Origin of the sequence: Mesorhizobium sp. M6A.T.Cr.TU.017.01.1.1 (assembly GCF_004023115.1) — a bacterium.
Taxonomy (GTDB): Bacteria; Pseudomonadota; Alphaproteobacteria; order Rhizobiales; family Rhizobiaceae; genus Mesorhizobium; species Mesorhizobium mediterraneum.
This window is the reverse complement of record NZ_RZTA01000019.1, coordinates 38,489-59,265: the sequence shown is the minus strand read 5'-3', so window position 1 is coordinate 59,265 and position 20,777 is coordinate 38,489. Positions and strand designations below refer to the sequence as shown.

Below are 20,777 nucleotides of genomic sequence, written 5' to 3'. Positions count from 1 at the left end.
TGATGGCTAAGCTGCTATCGACGCAGCCGCTGCCGTTTCATCCGCAACCCCATCCACCATGACATGACCGATGCCCCGCGAGCATCGCTCGACCCGCGCCTCGACGCGATAAACGTCACGAAGGAGCGCCGGCGTAACGACCTCTTCCGGCGTACCGCAGGCGAACATCCGGCCGTCGGCGATGACGATGCATTTGTCGGCGAAGCGCAGGGCCTGATTGAGGTCGTGAATTGCGATCAGCACTGCAATCCCGTGCTTGCGTGCAAGCCCGCGCATGAAGCTCAGCACCTCGACCTGCCGGTGCAAGTCAAGCGCGGACGTCGGCTCGTCCATCAGCAGGATTTCAGGTTCGCGGGCGAGGGTCTGTGCGATGCTTACCACCTGCCTTTGCCCGCCGCTCAGTTCTCCGACATTGCGAAAGGCAATATCCGAGATGCTGAGCGCGGCCAGGATACCGTCTATGAGCGCGAGGTCGCCGTCACCGACCGACCAGGCCGAGCCCTGCTTGCGGGCGAGCAGGATCGATTCATAGACGGTCAGCACCGCGTTGGCTGCCGTATCCTGAGGCATGTAGCAGATGCCGTCCGGTCCCTTGGCCGCTCCATCGAGGCAGACGCGGCCCGGGCCCTTCAAAAGTCCTGCGATGCGCTTGAAAAGCGTCGACTTGCCCGCTGCGTTGGGCCCGATGACGGCAACCACCTCGCCACCCCGAAAAGTGGGAGTTGAAACGTCCGAAAGGACGAGCCGCGCGCCGTGAAACGCTCCGAGACCATCGAGCCTGATCGTTACCATGAGCGCCTCACATTCGAGAGGATCAGCGAGATGAAGAAGGGAATGCCGACAAGCGAGGTGACGATGCCGATCGGAAAGATCGTGCCTGGGATGAGCGACTTGCTGGCAACCGAGCTCGCCGAAAGGATGAGGGCGCCAGCAAGCGCGGAAGCGGGCAGGAAGAAGCGCTGATCTTCTCCAATCAGCATGCGGGCGATGTGCGGGCCGACCAACCCGATGAAGCCGATCGTGCCGACAAAGGCGACGGGAATGGCGGCGAGCAGGCTCACCATCATCATGGTTTCGAGCCTCAGGCGCGCGACCTTGATCCCGAAACTCGCGGCCTTGTCTTCGCCTAGCCGCAGCGCCGTCAGCGCCCAGGCGCGGCGCGCGAATATCGGAAGCGTTGCGAGAAGGATGAGGCTGGTGATGATGAGCTTGGGCCAGGTGGCCTTGGTGAGACTTCCCATCGTCCAGAACACGACCGCGGCGAGCGCCTGCTCTGAGGAAAGATACTGGACGAGCGACAGCAGCGCATTGAAGGTGAAGACGAGCGCGATGCCGAGAAGCACGATGGTTTCAACCGTCACGCCGCGCTTGAGACTCAGCAGGTGGATGACGAGCGCGGTCAGCATCGCAACCACGAAGGCGTTGAGCGGCACGACATATTCGATCGCGGCGGGGATGAGCGCGACGCCGAAGGCAAGCGCAAGCGCGGCGCCGAAGCTGGCCGCCGCCGAAATGCCGAGCGTGAACGGACTGGCGAGCGGATTGTTCAGGATGGTCTGCATCTGCGCCCCGGCGACCGACAGTGATGCGCCCACGACCACCGCCATCAGCGCGATGGGAAGCCGGATTTCCCACAGCACCACGCGCACCTGAAGCGGCACGCTGCCCGGAGAAACGAGGGCGAGGACCACCTGGTCGAGGCTGTAGCTGGCAGGGCCGAGGGCGAGGTCGACGCAAAGGCTCAGGAGCAGCGCCAGGACGAGGCCTGCGAGGATAAGCTGCTTGCGCAGGACGAGGGCGCGGTAGAGGCCGCGCCCTTCCTTTGCCGACAATGCCGCTGGCTCACTGCTCATTGGAGAGCGAGACCCAATGGCCAGGCCTGTACTCGACCGGCAGGAACTTCTCGTGCAACTCCTTGAAGGTGGCCTCGGCGTCCAGATCGTCGAACAGGTCGGGGTGCAGCCACTTGGCCATCTGCTGGATGGCGACGAACTGATAGGGGCTGTTGTAGAACTGGTGCCAGATGGCGTGGACCTGCCCGTTTTCCACCGCCTTGACGCCGGTTAGCGCGGGCCGTTCCGTCAGACCCTTGAGCTTCTTCAGTGCCTCCGCCTCGTCCGCGCCGGGACCGACGCCGACCCATTTGCCGCCCGGCACATACGCTTCCCAGTTACCGCCCGTCACAATCACCTGGTCGGGATCGCTTGCGATGATCTGTTCGGGGTTGAGCGCGCCAAACGTGCCCGGGATCAGGTCCGCCGCGATGTTCTGGCCGCCGGCCATCTCTACGAACTTGCCGAAATTGTCGTTGCCGAAGCTCATGCAGCAATCGTCGGAATAGCCTCCAGCGCGCTCGATGAACACGGTTGGGCGCTTGGGAACATTCTTTGCTATAACATCGGTGACCCGCGCGATCTGGGCCGCGCGGTAGGCGATGAACGCCTCCGCCCGCTCCTCCTGGCCAAAGAGCTTGCCGATGAGGCGCATGCTCGGCTCGGTGTTGGTGAAGGGATGCTCGCGGAAATCGACATAGACCACCGGGATGCCGACGGCGGCGAGCTTTTCGATGTATTGCGCGTCCTCGGTTGCCTGCTTGGACTCGATATTCATGATCATCACGTCCGGCTGAAGCGCGATGGCCTGCTCGATGTCGAACGTGCCGTCCTTGAAACCGCCGAAGGTCGGGATCGTGGCCATCGAGGGGAATTTTTCCAGATAGACGGCGTAATTGTCGGGATCGGCCTGCGAGAAATCCTCGCGCCAGCCGACGATCCGCTTGAAGGGATTGTCGGTATCGAGCGCGGCAATCAGGTAGGTCTGCCGGCCTTCGCCGAGGATGACCTTCTCAACCGGCGTCTTCACCTCGACCTTGCGGCCGCTAATGTCGGTGACGGTTTCGGCGCGCGCGCCGAGGGTAAGCGGCATGAACGCTGCGAGGGCGACCGCGGCCGCAAATATCGACTTCAAAATCATTGTGCTCTCGTGATTTAGTTTGCCGCCACGGCTTAGAAAACATGAGTTGTGTAATCAAGAATTATCTTTTAGAGCAATTCCAATGTACGGCTTTGGGGGAGAGCGTTTCGGGCGATGACGGCTCACGCAAATTATTCGCTGCGCGACGAAATTCGGGACTATTGGTCCGACCGCGCCGAGACGTTCGACCTGCAGGTCGGCCACGAGATTTTTTCGGAGCGGGAGCGCGCCGCCTGGCATGCGCTCATAAGCAGGCATCTTGGACCCGGCGCAGGGCGGACATCTCTGGACCTCGCCTGTGGGACGGGCGTGATTTCGCATCTGATGCACGAGTTGGGATTTGTGGTGACGGGCCTCGACTGGTCGGAAGCCATGCTCGCCAAGGCGCGCGCCAAAGCGCAAAACCGCGGCGCCGATATCCGCTTCAGCGTAAGGGACGCTGAGCGGACATTCGAAGACAAGGCCAGCTATGACGTCATCGTCACCCGCCATCTCGTCTGGACGCTGGTGGATCCGAAGGCGGCCTTTGCCGAATGGTTCTCGCTACTGAAGCCCGGCGGCAAGCTGCTGGTCATCGACGGGGATTTTGTCAGCCGCAACTGGGCGACGAGATTGCGGGAGGTTTGGGAGAAGCTCACGGCAGGCAAGTCGCGGGTCGCAGACAATGAATGCACCGCCATGGCCGGACGCCACAAACGCATTCTCGCCCGCGTCCATTTCTCAGGCGGCGCACGGGCGGGAGAGATAAGGCGCTTGCTGGCCGAAGCCGGGTTCGATCAGCCCGTCGTCGACTGGAAACTGGGCGCGATCCATCGCGCTCAGGCTCGACAGATGAGTTGGCCTAAGGCGATCGAGCGAGCCATCCAACACCGCTTCGCGATCTGCGCGACGAAGCCGAAGTAAACTCCTCGGCGCTGCCAGCGTCGGTCGCACCATGCCTGCTTCGTTTGAAGCCGTCCGTCGCCTCAAAGGAGCGGGGCGACGGCACGACAACGAATAGCTGCCGGTCTGCTTTAGCTCAGATGACAGTGCCTTCGCGGCAGCGCAGATCAGCGACGGCATCGGCTGGGTTTGTGCGGGTACTAAGCGCATATTGGACGATGCACTCCTGACCGTAGTCAGTGTCGATCACCAGGGTCAGAGCCCCTGTTCGGGTATCGGAAATACGCGAGAATTCCAGTTTAAGTGCCGGGCCATCATCTTCCCAGGGGGCATGTTTTTCATCGAATTCGGGGCGCTTGTCCCAGATCAGAGAGCCCTAGCCAAGGATTGCTATCCGCGGGCGTTGCCCCAACTCAGACATGAGAAGCCTCCAGAGAATTTGCTACGAGCTGGCTGCGGTGCTTGATGGCCGCCACGGTCGAGGTCACAAGCTGATCGGGGAAGCTACCGGGCAGCGACCCGACAACAGCTTGTACTTGCCGATCGGCATTGGCTTCAATGTCTTCAAAAATCGCCCGCATCGCCGGAGTGCCGACACCAGCGATATCTGCCGTCTGCATGAAATGTCGTGGCACGATGTCACTGATGGCATAGTGGCGATTTGTTCCGACGGACATCGCAAGTTTGAATTTCTTGCGTTGAATTTGGCCCTGGTCGAGGCTCGGCTGCGCTGTCAGCACATCGTACAGCGGTGTCATGCGATAGCGTCCGCCGGGACCGAGGAAAATGCTGAAATTTTTTGCATGCCCATCGGTCGCGCCGAGCAGCCAGAATATGATGCTCGCACGCATGAACGTCGTGATGTCGGCATCAGGCGTGTCGCTGCCTTTGAGCAGATTGATGATCTCGCGCATACCGGGACCACCATCAGACTGGTACTTTTTTGTCGGCGGGATCGATAGCGCCTGGCAGATGTCTTCCTGCGGCAGTCGCAGCAGTCGCCCATCTCTTGCCCAAAGGCGATCGAAGCGTTCGACGATCAGTGTGCGGCGTTCCCCGAAATCGGCGATTTCAACGGGGGGTGTTGGGATACCAAACGAATGCAGCAGTCTGAGGCATAGATATTCGTTCTCGACGCTGTTGGAGAGGTCGATGCCATTGGGAAGCTGCCCGATCTGCGGTTTGAGGATGTGGGTGGTTGCCGTCGTTCCTGTCGGCTTGAACCATTGGCCGTCCTTACGCAGCAGCGCGGTTTTTTCCTGAGCGCCGGCGATCGAGATTCGGAAATCTTCGTCTTCGCCCATGCCGAGGGGTGCTGCCGCGAGATTCTTGATAATGTCGGTGATCTCGTCGTCAGTGATCGGTTTGCCGTCGGTGTCGCCGGCGGTCCCGGGCTCGACGCCATCAGGCAGAAACTGGAGTGCGCCGACGCAATCATGACCGAGGGCCGTCAGCAGGCTGAAGGCGTCTGTGCCGTCTGCGCCAACGCGTTCGGCGACGCGCTTTCGGATGAGGTCGCTGTCAGGCAGCAGGTTGTCGAACACATTGATGACGGGGGTGCCAATATACCGATCCTCGCGCAAGGGCAGCGACAGTGACACTGGGAACGTGCCGCGCCAGTTCAGCCAGTCGCGTCCGTATTGGAAGTCGATAGCACCTGTCGCCTCACGGCGCAGGACGCCGACATGGCGGCTGTTCAGAAAGACATTGAGAGGAGCGTGAGCGCGTTTCCGTGCCATCAGAACAGGTCCTCGATATCGGCGGCACTGCCTTGGGTGCGTGGCCGGACGACCAGTTCAAGGTTCAGAGCCGAAAGCGCTTCCATTAAAGTGCGCAGCTGGACAGCGGGCTCTCCGGCTTCCAGACGTGAGACAGTGCCCTGGCGCAGATGGATTTGTTCGCCTAGAGCCCCCTGGCTCAGCCGTGCCTGTTTTCGAGCGCGGCGCAGGATGGCGCCAAGCTGTTTTTCTGTGCGGGCGATCTGATCGGTCATAGCAATCCTCCACGCATCAATATACGCGAGGGCGTATAAACTGTCAATATACGCGTTCGCGTTTAAAATCTAGATATACGCGAAGGCGTATAAAAGGTGAAAATACGCGTTTGCGTATGGCGCTTCCAAAGCCGCCAGGTCTGAATTGGCGTGGCAGGCGAGCGGTTCAATAACTAGATAACGAAAACGCCTTTCACTCTGACGTGGCATTCTCATGAAAAAAATCGGGTTTCTGTCGTTCGGACACTGGGCGCCCTCGCCGCAATCGCAGACGCAATCAGCCTCCGACGCTCTGCTGCAATCCATCGAGCTTGCCGTTGCTGCCGAGGCGCTGGGCGCCGACGGGGCATATTTCCGTGTGCATCATTTCGCACGGCAACTCGGCTCGCCATTCCCGCTGTTGGCGGCAGTCGGCGCCAAGACCAGCCGCATCGAGATCGGCACAGCGGTGATCGACATGCGCTACGAGAACCCGCTCTATATGGCCGAGGACGCCGGTGCCGCCGACCTGATCGCCGGCGGGCGTCTGCAGCTGGGCATCAGCCGCGGCTCGCCCGAGCAGGTGATCGACGGCTGGCGCTACTTCGGCTATGCCCCGCAAGAGGGTGAGAGCGACGCCGACATGGCCCGGCGGCACACGGGAGTGCTGCTCGAAGTCTTGCGCGGCAAAGGCTTTGCCCAGCCGAACCCGCGGCCGATGTTTCCAAACGCGCCCGGCCTGCTTCGCGTCGAACCACACTCGGAGGGTTTGCGCGACAGGATCTGGTGGGGCGCCGCGACCAATGCCACCGCGGAATGGGCGGCGAAACTGGGAATGAACCTGCAGAGCTCCACGCTCAAATTCGACGAGGGCGGAAAGCCTTTTCACATTCAGCAGGCCGAACAGATCTGGGCCTTTCGTGCGGCCTGGAAAGCGGCCGGTCACGAACGCGAGCCGCGGGTGTCGGTGAGCCGTAGCATCTTCGCGCTGGTGGACGATCGCGACCGCGCCTATTTCGGTAGCAATGAGAGCGAGGATCATTTCGGCTACATCGAAGCGGACAGGCGCGCCGTGTTCGGCCGCACCTATGCCGCCGAGCCGGACGGCCTCATCGAGGAACTGAAGAAGGACGAGGCCGTTGCGGAGGCCGACACGCTGCTGCTCACCGTTCCCAACCAGCTCGGCGTCGATTACAACGCGCATGTCATCGAGGCGATCCTGACCCATGTCGCCCCGGCCCTGGGCTGGCGCTGACGCCTGCGGCCAAAGCCCCTGCCCTTCCGCGAATGCTTCATCGCCAGGACAGCTAGTCCTTCGGCAGCCGGCCGCTCGGATCGAACACGTTCACCTTGTGCGAAAGATCCGGACCCCAGTCCCACAGCACCAGGTTGCGGTCCTCCGTCTCGGCGCCCGGAGCAAAACTCGGAATCAGAATACCGGCAATGCCTTGAGGTCGCAGTCGGTCATAGATGGACCAGGACGCAGGACGCTCTCCCCCGCTGAGAGCCGTCGCCCAGGCGATGAGCTGCAAATGCCGGGCCCTCTTCCATATTGGCGATAGTTCAGTGCCTAGATCGGCACCGCTTCGACCAGATGGATTGCAGATGCAGTTTTCATCGTTCGCGTGAGCCGGAAGCCGGCTTTTTCCAACAACGCCGCAAGATCAGACTCGCTGCGGAGCTTTCCCCCGAAAATCATGAGCATGAGCATGTCGAAGCTCCGGCCGTAGAGGGACTCTACGCCCGGGTCGGCGATCAGCAGGGCGCCTTGTGGGGCGATGGCGGTGCGGACGTTCCGCAGCACCGCCATTGCCGTATCGTCGGTTTGGTCTACGAGAATGCGCTTCAGAATGTAGAGATCACCGCCACCCGGGACCTCACGAAGGAAGTCACCGCCGACGATCTTGCACCGATCAACGACGCGCGCCGCCAGCATCTCCTGCGCCTCGGTGGCCACGTGCGGCAGATCGAGCAGCGTTCCCCTAATGCCCGGATGGGCTTCGAGAATGCTCAGCAAAAGTCCGCCACGCCCGCCGCCGACGTCGACGACCGAAAGGTCCGGTGCGAATTCGTAGGCGTCGCAAATGGCTACGCGTTCCTGGCTGGACATCTCGCTCATGGCCTGATTCATGACTGCTCCCGCCGCTGGGTTCATGCGGAAGTACTCGTATATCCCATGGCCGTTCGTCTTCTCGAACGTGCTCTCGCCGGTGCGCATACTATGCAGCAGGCACGGCCACGAGGCGGCTAAGCACTCCTGCGCCATCAGCATGGCATAGTGGCGGACCGAGCGTGGCGCGCCAGTCTGAAGGAGCCGCCCCTTGCTGGTGTTGACGAACATGCCGGGCGTCGGTTCTTCCAGAATACCGAGGCTGGCCAGAACGCGCATCAGACGCAGCAGCGCGCCTTGATTTGTCTTCGTTGTCGCGGCGATTTCCGCGACCGACCGGGGGCCGTGCTTGAGCAGGTCGGCAATGCCTAGTTCTGCAGCGACGCCAAGTACGTGGGTTTTCGCTACGCCGAGTGTCATCGCCAGGACGTCTTGCACGTCGGAAATGTCGGCAAGGGTGTTCGACATGTCATGTTTCATCGTGAGCCACTTTGTTTGCATTGAAGTGGAAACTCTCGCGGCCAGGTGAGCCTTTTGTCTATGGCGGTTGTCCATTTGAAAACAACAGAACTGGCCGGCCTCATTCCCGGCTGAAACGACGCGGGTCGAACGGGAGGTCGGCGAGTTGGGTCAGCGACATCACCTCGAGATCTGGATGCGAGAGTGGGTCGCGCAACCACTGACGCCATCTTGCAGCGTCGTCCCCGCACGCCTTGACGGGAGGTGGGAATGAATGAGGACTGAGAGCGTCTTCGTGGACGAATCTCCATTCCACGTGCACTCTTCGGATTTTCCAGATCATCTGGCTCCTCCTCTGCTCAGAAGTCATTTGCGGCTCGGCTCGTGCGTTCGCTTGGATCAGGACACTGCGCGCCCCTGGAAAGAGGCAGCACAAAGGCGTTTGCGCCAAGGCACGGCCGGGCAACCTCGCCGCCGCGAGACTTGAGTTGTGGCGGCCATGACAAACGCATGTCGAATACTGCCACCAAACGGAACGTCGGGTTCCTTCCTGCGCTGCGTAGACTTGGAGAACTGCCGTGGATCAACAGGCCATCGCAGCGTCGTTTCGTTTATCGCTTCGAAAGGTCGTGGCGTTTTTCACCGTGCGCGATCACCATGTTTGTTGATGCTACCGAACCCGGCTCGTCGAGTCGTGGGCAGAAGCGAACGCGATTATGGACTCGCGCGAAAACGTGATTTTTTACTGGAAAGTTGTATTTCTCGTCGATAAGTTGCAATTCTCGCACAAATCGGGAAGCATAGAGAGGGTTTAAATGGCCTCCTCAGCCGCCGAGTTTGCGTCAATCTGCTTTTCAACCGAGGGGTTGCCAGAGCCGGACCGCTTCGAGTTTTGGCGCGAAGTGCTCGGGCGCGCGATTACGAAATTCGAGATTGACCCCGTGCCGGACAGCTCGCCTGACGCAAGCATCACGCTGCGTGCGCTGCCCGGTGTTGACATTGCCAGTGGAGCAGCTGCCGGCATGCAGTACAGGCGCACACCGGCGCTGATCGACAGCGACGACATCGTTCTGTTTGTGGCTTTATCCGGCGCCCAAACGGTCGACCAAATCGGCCGCGAGTGCACGATCAGTGCGGGCGAGGCCGCAGTGTTTGCATGTGCTGAGCCGGGCCTTGCAATTCCTCGTGAACGTCAACACCGGCTCGCCTTTCGCACCCCGCACGATGTGCTCGCCCCGATGGTCGGCAACGTGGAGGACGCGATCTGCAAACCCATTCCGTCGACAGTCGATTCCTTGCGATTGCTCGTCAGCTACGCTGCCACACTTGAGGATGTGGACCAGCCCTTAACGCCAGCGGTTGCGAACCTTGCGGCAACCCATATCCAAGACCTCGTCGCGCTGGCGATCGGCGCGACCCGGGATGCCGCGGCGATCACCGAAGGTCGCGGCCTGCGTGCAGCACGGCTCAAGGCTGTCAAGGCCGATATCGTCAGCAATCTCGGCTGCCACGACCTCACCGTCGGCGCCGTGGCGCTGCGCCATGGCGTCACGCCACGCTGCGTTCAAAAGCTGTTCGAGACCGAGGGGAGGACGTTTTCCTCCTTCGTGCTCGATCAGCGTCTCGCGCGCGCCCGTCGGCTCCTCAGTGATCCACGTTACGCCGACTGGACGATCAGCTCGATCGCATTCGAAGCCGGCTTCGGGGATCTCTCCTACTTTCATCGCGCCTTCCGGCGGCTCTACGGCGCGACACCCTCCGATATCCGCCAGGGGACGCTCGGCTTTTAACAGCCAATGAGTGTTTGGGCATGTCGCCCGCGAAGCCTCTGAGGGACCTGAAGTTCGACCATACGCCGATGCTGTTGGCCGATTCGGGCGTCCCGCGGCGGTGTGCCAGCCCAGGACTGGGCACTGCTGGCTACTTTGGTCCATCGCCGCGAAGGCGCTGATGGCGCGATTGGCGCATCGGCACCCTGATCCTCAAGTCAAGAGGTGTCAGCCTAGGTTGGCGCAGATGCGCCACCGAGGATCATTCTTGTGGTTGCGTCCTGCAAGATCATTTCCGATGCCTTCTCCGCGATCATCACCACTGGAGAGTTGGTGTTGCCGGAAACGATCGTCGGCATAATCGAAGCATCGACGATGCGCAGGCCTGAAATGCCGTGCACCCGCAGCCGGCCGTCGACAACCGCCATCGGGTCTGCGCCCATCTTGCAGGTGCCAACCGGGTGGAAAATCGTCGTGCCGATATCGCCAGCCTTGCGGACGAGATCTTCATCGCCTTCATATTGTGCGCCGGGCAGCATTTCCTCAGGCGCGAAACGGGCAACGGCGCGCGCCTTCATCAAGCGGCGGACATGGCGGAGCGATGCTACAGCCACCGTCCGGTCTCCCTCGGTAGACAAATAGTTCGGCCGGATCTTCGGGGCAGTCTGCAGATCGGGCGTCTCTATGTGGACAGTGCCGCGGCTTTCCGGTCTGAGGTTGCAGACCGAAACCGTGACCGCGGGGAAGCGATGCAGCGGCTCGCCCAGCCGGTCGGTGCTCAATGGCTGAACATGGTATTCGAGATCGGGCGTCTCCAGGCGTGGGTCGCTTCTGGCGAAGATGCCAAGCTGGCTCGGCGCCATCGACAGCGGTCCGGTGCGACGGACGGCGTATTCGACGCCCATGGCCGCGCGGCTGAGCAGATTGTGGTAGCGCTGGTTTAGCGTCGAGGCATTGGCGACCTTGAAGACAGTGCGGATCTGCAGATGATCCTGCAGGTTCTCGCCGACGCCACCCAATGCGTGGCGAACCGGGATTCCTGCTGAGCCAAGCACGGCAGGTCGGCCGACGCCGGAAAGCTCGAGCAGCTTCGGCGAATTGATCGCGCCAGCAGCAAGTATCGTCTCGCCTGCCCGCGCACGATGCAACTGACCGCCCATGCGGAAGACAACGCCGGTGACGCAAGCTCCGTCGAAATTTAGGTTCTCGGTCTCGGCGCCGGTCACGACGCGCAAATTCGGCCGCCGAAGCACGCTCCGCAGGAACGCTTTCGAGGTATTCCAGCGCACGCCCTTCCTCTGGTTGACCTCGAAATAGCCCGACCCTTCGTTGGTCCCGCCGTTGAAATCCTCGGTCCGGGGGATGCCGAGTTCCTCGGCAGCGTCGCGGAAGGCATCCAGGATTGGCCAGGACAGGCGTTGGCGCTCGACGCGCCATTCGCCACCGGCGCCGTGAAGGTCGCTCGCACCGCCAAAATGGTCCTCGGACTTGCGGAAATATGGAAGCACGTCATCCCAGCCCCAACCAAGATTTCCGGCTTGCCGCCAGCCGTCATAGTCGGCCGCCTGGCCGCGCATGTAGATCATGCCGTTGATCGACGAGCAGCCGCCCAGAAGCTTGCCGCGCGGATAGTTAAGCGCACGACCGTTCAGCCCGGCTTCAGGCTCGGTCTTCATCAGCCAATCGGTGCGCGGGTTGCCCATGCAATAGAGATAGCCGATGGGAATGTTGACCCAGTGGTAGCGGTCACTGCCGCCGGCCTCCAGAAGCAGCACGCGCATGCCTGGATTGGCCGACAGTCTGTTGGCCAGCACGCAGCCGGCTGAACCCGCGCCGACGATGATGAAGTCGTATTGTCCAAAATCGGCAACGGTCTGTGTCAATTTGAGGTCCGTTCGCTTGCCATCCTGTCCCATAGCGGACCCATGGCCTGGTTGATCTCGCCATACAGACGATAGCGCTGCTCATAGAACGGTGCGATCTCGCTATTGGGCTTGTAGAAGCGGTCGGGCGCGGTCATCGCGGCGACGCCCGCAGAGAAGTCGGCAAACAAGCCGACGCCGGTCCCGGCTGCAATTGCAGCTCCCAGCGCACCAGTCTCGCGGCTGCGCGCCACGGTCACCGGCACTTTCAGCACATCGGCAAATATCTGCGGCCAGATGGCGCTGCGCGAGCCGCCGCCCGAAAGAACCGCCTGGCTGACAGTGGCTCCCGCTCGACGCAGCGTCTCGACATGGCGCCGATGTTCGAAGACGACACCCTCGAACAGTGCGCGCAGCATATGCGCCCGCGTGTGCCAGCCGGCGATGCCGTAGAAACCTGCACGCGCCTTGCCATTCTGCTGCGAGCCGTAAAGGAATGGGTGGTAGATCGGCATGTCTCCCGCGGGATCGACGGAAGCAACAAGCTCGCTGCATATCTCGAATGGCGATGCGCCTGCCGGCGCATGCTCGAAGAACTCACGCACGATCCACTCGAGATTTGCGGCCGAAGTGGCGCTCGATTCGATGGCGAGGTAGCGCACCGGATCGAATGTCGACAGCATGAAGATCGACGGATCGCGGATCGGCTCTTCGGTGATAACCTGGTTGATGCTCCAGGTGCCGGCAATGATGGAGGCGGCGCCGGTGCTGGTGACACCCGAACCGATGGCGCTGGCGACGACGTCGAACAGGCCAGCCACCACGGGCGTGCCCGCCCGAAGGCCGGTGGCGGCGGCGACATCGCGCGTGATATGGCCGGCGATGTCGGAGGCTTCCAGCATGTTCGGCAGCAGTTCCATGCAATCGTCGAGACCGTAGGCGGCCAGCAACTCACGCTCGTAGCGTCGGCCGGGTATGTGCAAAAGCCCGCAGCCCGACATATCCGAGGTCTCGGTTGAGCGCGCGCCGGTGAGGCGGTTGACGACAAAATCCTTGCACAGGAAGACGGTGCCTATTCGGGCAAAAAGCGCCGGGTCATGGCGCTTGAGCCACGCCAGCAGAGTCGGCGTCTGCGCCGCCCAGGGCCGTTGCAGGCAGTGGACATAGGTCCGGTCGCCAACGCCTGCGGCGGCCCATTCGCTCACGAAGCCGACGCCGCGCGTGTCGAGCGACTGGATGCCGAGCAGCGGGTCGCCGCTGCGGTCTAGCGCATAAAGCCCGTTGCCGTGGCCGGCGCAGCCGATCACGGCGATGTCGCGGGGGTCGATGCCCGACTGGTCGAGACACTGGCGGATGACCTCGACGGCGCTGCGCCACAGTTCGCCGAGGTCCCGCTCGACATGGCCGGGCTTTGGCATGCAGGAGCGGCCGTCCCGAGCGGCGAGCGCGAGCTCGCGACCGTCGGTGTCGAAGATGATGGCCTTGATGACGGTGTTGCCCGCATCAAGACCCAGAATGTATTGCTGCATTAAGCTCCTCCCAAGCGCCAGGATTATTCTTGTTGGTAGAGCTCCCAGGCCGCCGCGCCGTCCGCATTCTCATGGATGATCGCCATCAATCCTCTCACGACGGCCCGAGGGTTGGAATGCTGGTATATGTTGCGGCCATAGACCATGCCTGCCGCGCCCTGCGCCATCAGCGCCGCCGACTTGTCGAAGACGGCGCGCAAATCCTCCCTGCCCCCACCGCGCACAAGGACAGGACAGCGCGCCGCCGCCACGACCCGGTGGAAGTCGTTCGGATCGGAGGTCGGGTCCGCCTTGATGATGTCGGCGCCCATCTCGCTGGCGAGCCGGGTCAGGGTGACGATCTTTTCGGGGTCGCCGTCGACCATGTAGCCTCCGCGCTCCGAGTTGGGCAGCATTGCCAGCGGCTCGATCATCAGCGGCAGGCCGTATTTTTCGCAGTCGGCGCGAACGCGGGCAATGTTGTGGACGCATTGCCGGAAGAGATCCGGCTCATCGGGCAGCATGAACAGATTGACGACCACGCAGGCCGCGTCCATCTCGAGCGCGCCGATCAGTGGCTCGGCTTCGTTCTGCAGGATGGCCCACATCGAGCGATGGCGGTTTTTGTTATATGGATTTCCCATGTCTATGCGCATGACCAATGCTGGCTTGTCCTTGCCGGGCAAGGACTGCAGCAGATCGGCCTGACCATAATTCATCTGAATGGCGTCCGGTCCCGCGGCGACCAGCTGAGCGACGACGCCGGCCATATCCTCTAGCCCTTCGAGGAACGACGGCTCGTTGCACACGCCATGGTCGATTGCGACGTCGAGACAGCGCGCTCCGCCGAACAAGCGGTTCATGCGGACTTTCTTGTTGATGCGCATTCGGCGCTCCTTCCGTGGTCTTTTTGGGATAGCTGGTCGAGATCGACGCCGTGCCGGCGTTGCAAGAGGGCAAGGAAATCGGTCCGCTCGAACGCCTTGCGCGTGGCGTCCCAGTTCTTTTCGACAGCGAGAATGTCGAGAACCGCATCGAGAAGATCGGCCGAGAGCGCACCGGTGATGGCGATTGTCGTGCGGCGGAGCAGCAGATCCTCCAACTGCTCGACATATTCATTGGCGATGAGATATCGAACCTCCCGGGCCGAGTAGTCGCTGCCGGGCAAGAGCTCGTCCTGTCCCGCTGCCATATGGGCGGCGATGGCATCCGCCGCGGTACCGTAGCGCTCGAAAAGGCTGCGCATGCGCTCAAGCGACAGGCCGTGCGCCGTCGCGCGTTCTGCGCACCATTTTGCGGGGGCAATGGGAAAATCCCGGCCGCCGCCGATCGGCATGTTTTCGGTGCCGACGATGCGCTGCCGGCGCAATCGCTCGAGCACGATATCGGCTGCCAGTTCGCCGAACGATCGGAAGGTCGTCCATTTTCCGCCGATCATGCAGAGCGTCGGCGGCACTATACCGGCACCCTCGACAAGCTCGCAGAAATGATCGCGGGGGATGCGCCCGGTAAAACTGTCTTGGCTTATCGGCAGCGGCCTCACTCCGGTGAACTGAAAAACGATATCGGTATCGGCGATCTCGATCCCAGGAAACACGAAGGACAGGGACTGCAGAATGTATTGCCGCTCGTCGTCCATGCAGCGTGCCTGGTCGGGATCGTCGACACGGATATCCGTCGAGCCGACCAGCACGTTGCCGAGATAGGGAAACAGGATGCAGATCCGGCCGTCCTCGTTCTCGTAGTAGATCATGTGACCGTCGAGCGCGCCATGAAGCTCGCGATTGTCGACGATCAGATGCGAACCTTTGGTGCCGCCCATAAGCTTCGGCGCAACGGCTCCGATCGCCGAATTGGTCAAGTCGATCCAGCCGCCTGTGGCGTTGACTACGAGCCGCGGCTTCACGGCTACAGTTTCGCCGGACAATCCGTCGTTAAGCATCAGGCTCGCGTCACCGAGCGATACGCGTGCATAGTTGAGCGCCCGAGCGGACGGCTTTTCCTTCATGGTATCGCACAGCATCTCGGTACCCAGCCGCTCGGGGTGGCTGACCCAGGCATCATAGTATGTCGCAGAATTGCGAATAGCAGGATTGATTGCAGGCCAGACCTTGAGTGTCTCAGCGCGGCTCCTGAATTTGTGCGTAGGAACGACACGCCGTGCGGCGGTGAAGAAGTCATACATCGCCAAGCCGGTCTTGATGACCAATGCGCCGCGCCGGCCAGGACGACGGCTTAGCCCAAGGAAGCGAACTGCGCCATTTGCCATGCCTGAGAACAGGTCGAAGATAGGCACCGTGGTTGGCAGTGGCGCAACGTAGTGCGGCGCGTTCTTCAACAGCCGATCGCGTTCGAGCAGAGATTCGCGGACCAGTTTGAACTCACCGTTTTCAAGATAGCGCAAGCCGCCATGAACCATGCGCGAGAGGGCTGCGCTGGCGCCGGAACAGTAATCGCCCTTTTCCGCAAGCAGCACATCGACGCCCTGCAAAGCGAGTTCGCGAAACACGCTGATGCCGTTAATGCCGCCGCCTATGACGAGCACGTCAACATCGGGATTGTCGCGCAAGCCGACGATCGTCTGGATGCGATTCATCTCAGGATGCGCTTTCGATCACGCATCTATCGCCACGAGATGCCCGGCCACCGCCGCATCGACGGCCGTCAGTTCCGCGGCGCTCAGCGAAATCTCCCCTGCCCTGGCATTGTCGACCGCCTGCTTCGCGTTTCGTGCTCCACACAACGCGAAGGTGATGCCGGGCTGCGCCAGCGTCCAGGCGATGACGATCTGCGCCATGCTTGCCTGGTGGGCCTCCGCGACTGGGGTCAGGGCATGCTTCAAAGCGGCTATCTTGCGCCGGTTGGCCTGAGAGAAGCGCGGATTGTCTTTGCGCTGGTCGTCGCCGCTGAACTCACGTGCCGGATCGATCGCACCCGAAAGCAGGCCGAGCGCAAGCGACGAGTAACTGAGCGTAGCCACTCGATGCCGGCGCGCGATCGGCAGCAATGTCTGCTCAATCTCGCGATCCAGCATCGAATATCTCTCCTGGATCGCGTCGAGCTGGCCAGCTTCTACATACTGCTGCAGCTCGGCGGCGTTGAGATTGCTTGCGCCGATGGCGCGGATCTTGCCAGCTGATTTGAGGCGTTCGAGCGCTTCCATTGTCTCGGCAATGGGGGTCGTCGGGTCCTGCCAATGAGTGATGTAGAGATCGATATAATCGGTGCCGAGCCGCCGTAGGCTCTGCTCCACTTCATAAGCGATGCCGTCGGCGCCCAGATATCGGTTCACGGGCTTTCCGTCCTGATCGAAGAAGTGGTTGCCCTTTTTCGAATGCCAGTTCAGGCCACATTTGGTGGCGATGACCGCGCGATCGCGCCGGCCCTTGATGGCCTTGCCGACGATCTCCTCGCTGCGGCCGAGACCGTAAGCCGGCGCGGTGTCGATCAGCGAGACGCCGGCTTCGATGGACGCCTGGATCGCAGCGATCGATTCTGCTTCATCGGTGCCACCCCACATCCAGCCGCCGATGGCCCAGGTGCCGAGCCCGACCGCCGAAGTGACAACGCCGGACTTGCCGATTGAGCGGGTGATCTGTCGAGAATTCATGCTGCATTTCCTTCGGCGAGCTCGAGGATCTTCAAGCCGGTGGTTTCGTCGGTGACGAGGGTATCGAGGTGAGTGCCGCGCATGGCACTGAGGATCGGGACCACCTTGCTTGCGCCGCTGGCGACCCCGATCGACTGCGGAATGGTCGCGAATTCCTCGAGCGTCAGCGAAACGAGCGAGTGGTTGAGGCGGTAGTCCGCGAGCTCGCCGTTGCCGTCTATGAGATGGGCGAGCAGCTCGCCCGCCGCGCCCGAGCGTTCAATGGCCAGCCGGTCGGCGCTCGAGGACGGGTGCAGATCGTAATAGCTCGAATCGTCGGTCAGGATGGAGCCGATGCCGACAACCGCAAGCGTTGCCTCCCGCGCCTTGCTGAAGACGTCCGAAACGGCCCGGACGCCCATCAACATGTCGCGTTGGGCCGGGCTGTCGGCAAACAGCGGCGCGTGAATCTGATAGGCGCGCCCGCCGAGCCTGTCGGCCATCAGCGACGCGACATGATTGACGTCGGTGTAATGCTTGCCCTGGACCAGGCCGGTCGCGGGCACGACCTCGACGTCGTAGCTGCGGTTCGGCTTGAGGCCGGCGACGACGGCACTCACTCCCTTGCCCCCGGTAATGGAAATCGTATCGCCGTCCTTGATCGTCTCGAGCACCAGCCGGGCCGCGGCCTCGCCGACGCGCTGGAGCGCAGTCTGCGGATTGTCCGAGACGGAAGGGACGACGACGGCCCTTTGAATGCCACCTATCGCCACAAGTCGCGCTTCGATGTCGACCAGTTGCTCGATCGGCGACTTGATCTTGATCTCGACAAGCCCGAGTTGATGACCGCGCTTGATCAGCCGGTTGACGGTCGCATGCGAGATGCCGAGCTCCTTGGCGATTTCAGCCTGCGTCTTGCCTTCCATGTAATGAAGCACAAGCGCCTGATACATCTGGCGGACGATTGTGATGTCGTCCCGCGAATTGGTTGGTGACATGATGGATGCTCAACTCTTGCGCTGCTGCTCAGGATTTCCTGCTGTGCAGGAAATGGTCGATCGATACCGCCGCGAGCAGGATGCATCCCTTGATCATGTCCTGCCAATAGACGGAGACGTCGAGCAGGATCAGCGAGCTTGTGACGACGGAGAGCAGCGCCATGCCCAGTATGGCGCCGAAGATGGTGCCCGAGCCGCCATTGAGCGACGCCCCGCCGATCACGGCCGCTGCGATGATGTTAAGCTCCATGCCAGCGCCGAAGGTCGGGGTCGCAGCGCCAAACCGCGACATGTAGATGACGCCGGCAAAGCCCGCGAGGGTCGAGCAGAGGACCGTGACCCAGAATTTGACCTGCTTGGTCTTGATGCCCGAAAACTGAGCCGCCTTCTCGTTGCTGCCGGTATAGAAGACCTTGCGGAACGCGGTGGCGCGCCGAAGCAGGAAATCGAAGATGGCCACGACCACGACAAAGATGACGATGACATAAGGCACGTTGCCGAAGCTGCCCTGGCCGATCGCCTTGAACCCGGGCGGCAGGGTGAACAGCGAAAGCGGGGTTCCCTTGGTGATGACAAGGCAAAGACCGCGCACGATGACCATCGCCGCCAGCGACGTGATGAAGTGATTGAGCCCGATGACGGTCACGAAGAAGCCCATCGCTGCGCCGATCAGCGCGCTGGCGCCTATGCCAATGAGGCTCGCGGTCCACGGGTCCAGTCCCATCAGGAAGAGAGCGCCTGACACGACCATGGAGAAGCAGACCACCGACCCGACGGAAAGATCGATGCCGCCGACAATGAGGAGTATCGTCATGCCGACCACGACGATGCCTTCAATGGAGAAGCTCATCAGCATGGCCCGGAAATTTCCCCAGGTCAGGAAATGCGGCGAGGCAAATGTCATGGCGACGCACAGCGCCAGCATGATTGCGATCAGCCCCGCCTCGCGCATTGACCCCAGACGCAGCCAGTTGCGCCCGCCAAGCCCCGGGGCGCTCGCCTTGATTTCAGCGTCCATGAGGGTTCCTCCGGTCTGTCTAAGCGACATTGTGAGCCTGCCTTGCGTTTGATCGTTGCTGCCGGACACCCGAAGCCAGCAGCATGATCGCCTCTTCGGTCAATTCGTCCGCCCCTAATTCGCCGACGATGACCCCTTCGTGCACGACAAGCACCCGGTCACTGAGCCCGATCAATTCCGGAAGCTCGGATGAAATCACGATGACGCCGACGCCTCGCTCGGCAAGGTCGCGAAGCAGGCGATGGATTTCCACTTTGGCGCCGACATCGACCCCGCGTGTGGGCTCGTCCAGAATGACCACTTTGGGGCCAACCGAAAGAAGCCTGGCGATGGCTACTTTCTGCTGATTACCACCGCTAAGCGTCGACACCTGTGTCTCGATGCCGCCCATGCGCACACCGTGGCGCTCCACCAGCTCGGTGGCCTGCTTTGCCTCGGCGCGGCGGTCGAGCAGCCCAAGGGGGGTGGTGAGTTTCCGAAGGTCCAGCGCGGAGATGTTCGACGCAATCGACAGGTCCAGGAACAGGCCCGACGCCTTGCGGTCCTCGGAGAGATAGACCAGGCCCGCGCGCACTGCATCGCTGTAGGTCCTGATGCTGACCGGCTCGCCATTGAGTTCGATAGATCCCGACACTTTCGGGCGCAAGCCGCAAACGGTCTGAACCATCTCGCTGCGGCCGGCGCCAATCAATCCGCCGATGCCAAGAATTTCGCCTGCGCGAAGCGCGAAGCTGACGCCGTCCGAACCCTCTCGATAGGAGAGGTTCCCGACCGACAGCACAGGACGATCGCCGCGCCGTTCAGGCGAGAGCTTTTGCGGATAGAGCTGCGTGATTTCGCGCCCGACCATCTTGCGCACGACATCATTGGGAGTGACCGAAGCGATAGAATCGGTCGCTACATATCTGCCGTCACGAAAGACCGTGACGCGGTCGCACAGGCTGAAGATCTCGGCCATGCGGTGGCTGATGTAGATGATTGAAATTCCGCGCGCCTTGAGATCGCGTATGATTGCGAAAAGGCGCCGCGCCTCGAAATCGGTCAGGGCGGCTGTCGGCTCGTCGAGCATCAGCACCCGGCATTCGAGCGTCAACGCCTTGGCGATTTCCACAAGTTGCTGGTTGGAAATCGAAAGCTCGGCGACCGGCGTCTCGACCGGGATCGGCGCCAGCAGGTCCATTATCTTTTGCGCATCGGCGTAGAGCCGACGAAAATTCATCAGGGGCGCGCGCCGGTTGTTGATCGCCGCCATGAGAATATTCTCGGCGACCGTAGCATCCTGGCAGAGCGCGATTTCCTGATGGACGAGCCCTATGCCAAGCCGCTGCGCGGCGGATGGCGATGCGATGGTGATGTCCTTGCCTTCGAGATGAATGGTGCCTTCGTCGGGTTGCACAATGCCGGCGATGATATTCATCAGCGTGGACTTGCCCGCGCCATTCTCGCCGCACAGCGCGTGAATTTCGCCCCGCTGCAGCGTGAAATCGACCCCGGTCAGCGCTTTGATGGCGCCGAAGGATTTCGAGATGTCGCGGATTTCAAGAATGGCGGCGGCAGTCACCCCGTCCCCCTGCAGCGTTGATATTGACGACAATGGCCCGGTCGACGGGGCGCGAGCGCGCCCCGTCCGGTTCGAG

17 protein-coding genes and 1 pseudogene are annotated in these 20,777 nt (G+C 61.8%); 3 read left to right on the top strand and 15 right to left on the bottom strand.

Annotated features, from left to right (window positions below; all coding sequences use genetic code 11):
* Positions 1 to 6 precede the first annotated feature (6 nt).
* From EOB36_RS08870 to EOB36_RS08860, 3 genes are read right to left on the bottom strand one after another with little or no spacing between them, the layout of a single operon-like run.
* Positions 7 to 792, bottom strand: coding sequence for an ABC transporter ATP-binding protein (locus tag EOB36_RS08870; RefSeq protein ID WP_095486281.1), 786 nt, complete (start codon positions 790 to 792; stop codon positions 7 to 9).
* Positions 786 to 1,853 (bottom strand): iron ABC transporter permease, encoded by a 1,068-nt coding sequence (locus tag EOB36_RS08865; protein ID WP_126103123.1) that lies wholly within the window; start codon positions 1,851 to 1,853, stop codon positions 786 to 788. The genes EOB36_RS08870 and EOB36_RS08865 overlap by 7 nt, the downstream gene beginning before the upstream one ends.
* The gene (locus EOB36_RS08860; protein ID WP_245467700.1) at positions 1,843 to 2,925 is read right to left on the bottom strand and encodes an ABC transporter substrate-binding protein; all 1,083 of its coding nucleotides are present in this window, start codon (positions 2,923 to 2,925) and stop codon (positions 1,843 to 1,845) included. The genes EOB36_RS08865 and EOB36_RS08860 overlap by 11 nt, the downstream gene beginning before the upstream one ends.
* Before the next feature lie 162 nt (positions 2,926 to 3,087).
* On the opposite strand from EOB36_RS08860, the gene EOB36_RS08855 reads away from it, so the two are divergent.
* On the top strand, positions 3,088 to 3,876 hold the full coding sequence (locus EOB36_RS08855) for a class I SAM-dependent methyltransferase (protein ID WP_128284693.1): 789 nt from the start codon (positions 3,088 to 3,090) through the stop codon (positions 3,874 to 3,876).
* A gap of 392 nt (positions 3,877 to 4,268) precedes the next feature.
* Here the strand turns inward: EOB36_RS08855 and EOB36_RS08850 are convergent, their stop codons facing one another.
* Both EOB36_RS08850 and EOB36_RS08845 read right to left on the bottom strand, forming a co-directional pair.
* Positions 4,269 to 5,594, bottom strand: a complete 1,326-nt coding sequence (locus EOB36_RS08850) for a type II toxin-antitoxin system HipA family toxin (protein ID WP_127204206.1) — start codon at positions 5,592 to 5,594, stop codon at positions 4,269 to 4,271.
* Positions 5,594 to 5,848, bottom strand: coding sequence for a helix-turn-helix domain-containing protein (locus EOB36_RS08845; protein ID WP_095486276.1), 255 nt, complete (start codon positions 5,846 to 5,848; stop codon positions 5,594 to 5,596). Before EOB36_RS08845 ends, EOB36_RS08850 begins: the two co-directional genes overlap by 1 nt.
* Before the next feature lie 214 nt (positions 5,849 to 6,062).
* Between EOB36_RS08845 and EOB36_RS08840 the strand changes: the two genes are divergently transcribed.
* Positions 6,063 to 7,082: an LLM class flavin-dependent oxidoreductase gene (locus tag EOB36_RS08840; RefSeq protein WP_128284692.1), complete on the top strand. Its 1,020-nt coding sequence runs from the start codon at positions 6,063 to 6,065 to the stop codon at positions 7,080 to 7,082.
* Positions 7,083 to 7,134: 52 nt separating this feature from the next.
* On the opposite strand, the pseudogene EOB36_RS08835 reads toward EOB36_RS08840, so the two are convergent.
* Positions 7,135 to 7,356 (bottom strand): annotated as a pseudogene (locus tag EOB36_RS08835) (RES domain-containing protein); the annotation flags it as partial.
* A gap of 41 nt (positions 7,357 to 7,397) precedes the next feature.
* Complete coding sequence (locus EOB36_RS08830; RefSeq protein ID WP_164897481.1) at positions 7,398 to 8,405, bottom strand: methyltransferase; 1,008 nt, start codon at positions 8,403 to 8,405, stop codon at positions 7,398 to 7,400.
* Positions 8,406 to 9,211: 806 nt separating this feature from the next.
* Here EOB36_RS08830 and EOB36_RS08825 point away from each other — a divergent pair.
* Complete coding sequence (locus EOB36_RS08825; protein ID WP_128284690.1) at positions 9,212 to 10,186, top strand: AraC family transcriptional regulator; 975 nt, start codon at positions 9,212 to 9,214, stop codon at positions 10,184 to 10,186.
* A gap of 212 nt (positions 10,187 to 10,398) precedes the next feature.
* Here EOB36_RS08825 and EOB36_RS08815 read toward each other — a convergent pair whose 3' ends face one another.
* The 8 genes from EOB36_RS08815 to EOB36_RS08780 are packed head-to-tail and all read right to left on the bottom strand — an operon-like array spanning position 10,399 to position 20,701.
* A complete protein-coding gene (locus tag EOB36_RS08815) occupies positions 10,399 to 12,048 on the bottom strand; it encodes a GMC family oxidoreductase (RefSeq protein ID WP_128284689.1) in 1,650 nt (549 codons plus the stop codon).
* Positions 12,045 to 13,556, bottom strand: coding sequence for an FGGY-family carbohydrate kinase (locus EOB36_RS08810; protein ID WP_128284688.1), 1,512 nt, complete (start codon positions 13,554 to 13,556; stop codon positions 12,045 to 12,047). The genes EOB36_RS08815 and EOB36_RS08810 overlap by 4 nt, the downstream gene beginning before the upstream one ends.
* Positions 13,557 to 13,579: 23 nt before the next feature.
* Positions 13,580 to 14,422, bottom strand: a complete 843-nt coding sequence (locus EOB36_RS08805) for a class I fructose-bisphosphate aldolase (RefSeq protein WP_128284687.1) — start codon at positions 14,420 to 14,422, stop codon at positions 13,580 to 13,582.
* Positions 14,395 to 16,131, bottom strand: a complete 1,737-nt coding sequence (locus EOB36_RS08800) for a glycerol-3-phosphate dehydrogenase/oxidase (RefSeq protein WP_128284686.1) — start codon at positions 16,129 to 16,131, stop codon at positions 14,395 to 14,397. The genes EOB36_RS08805 and EOB36_RS08800 overlap by 28 nt, the downstream gene beginning before the upstream one ends.
* An 18-nt stretch (positions 16,132 to 16,149) precedes the next feature.
* Positions 16,150 to 17,145, bottom strand: coding sequence for an aldo/keto reductase (locus tag EOB36_RS08795; RefSeq protein ID WP_128284685.1), 996 nt, complete (start codon positions 17,143 to 17,145; stop codon positions 16,150 to 16,152).
* A complete protein-coding gene (locus EOB36_RS08790) occupies positions 17,142 to 18,122 on the bottom strand; it encodes a sugar-binding transcriptional regulator (protein ID WP_128284684.1) in 981 nt (326 codons plus the stop codon). Before EOB36_RS08790 ends, EOB36_RS08795 begins: the two co-directional genes overlap by 4 nt.
* A 28-nt stretch (positions 18,123 to 18,150) precedes the next feature.
* Positions 18,151 to 19,140: an ABC transporter permease gene (locus tag EOB36_RS08785; RefSeq protein ID WP_095486265.1), complete on the bottom strand. Its 990-nt coding sequence runs from the start codon at positions 19,138 to 19,140 to the stop codon at positions 18,151 to 18,153.
* A 19-nt stretch (positions 19,141 to 19,159) separates the two neighbouring features.
* Entirely contained in the window at positions 19,160 to 20,701 is a 1,542-nt protein-coding gene (locus EOB36_RS08780; protein ID WP_128284683.1) for a sugar ABC transporter ATP-binding protein, read from the bottom strand.
* Positions 20,702 to 20,777: the final 76 nt, after the last annotated feature.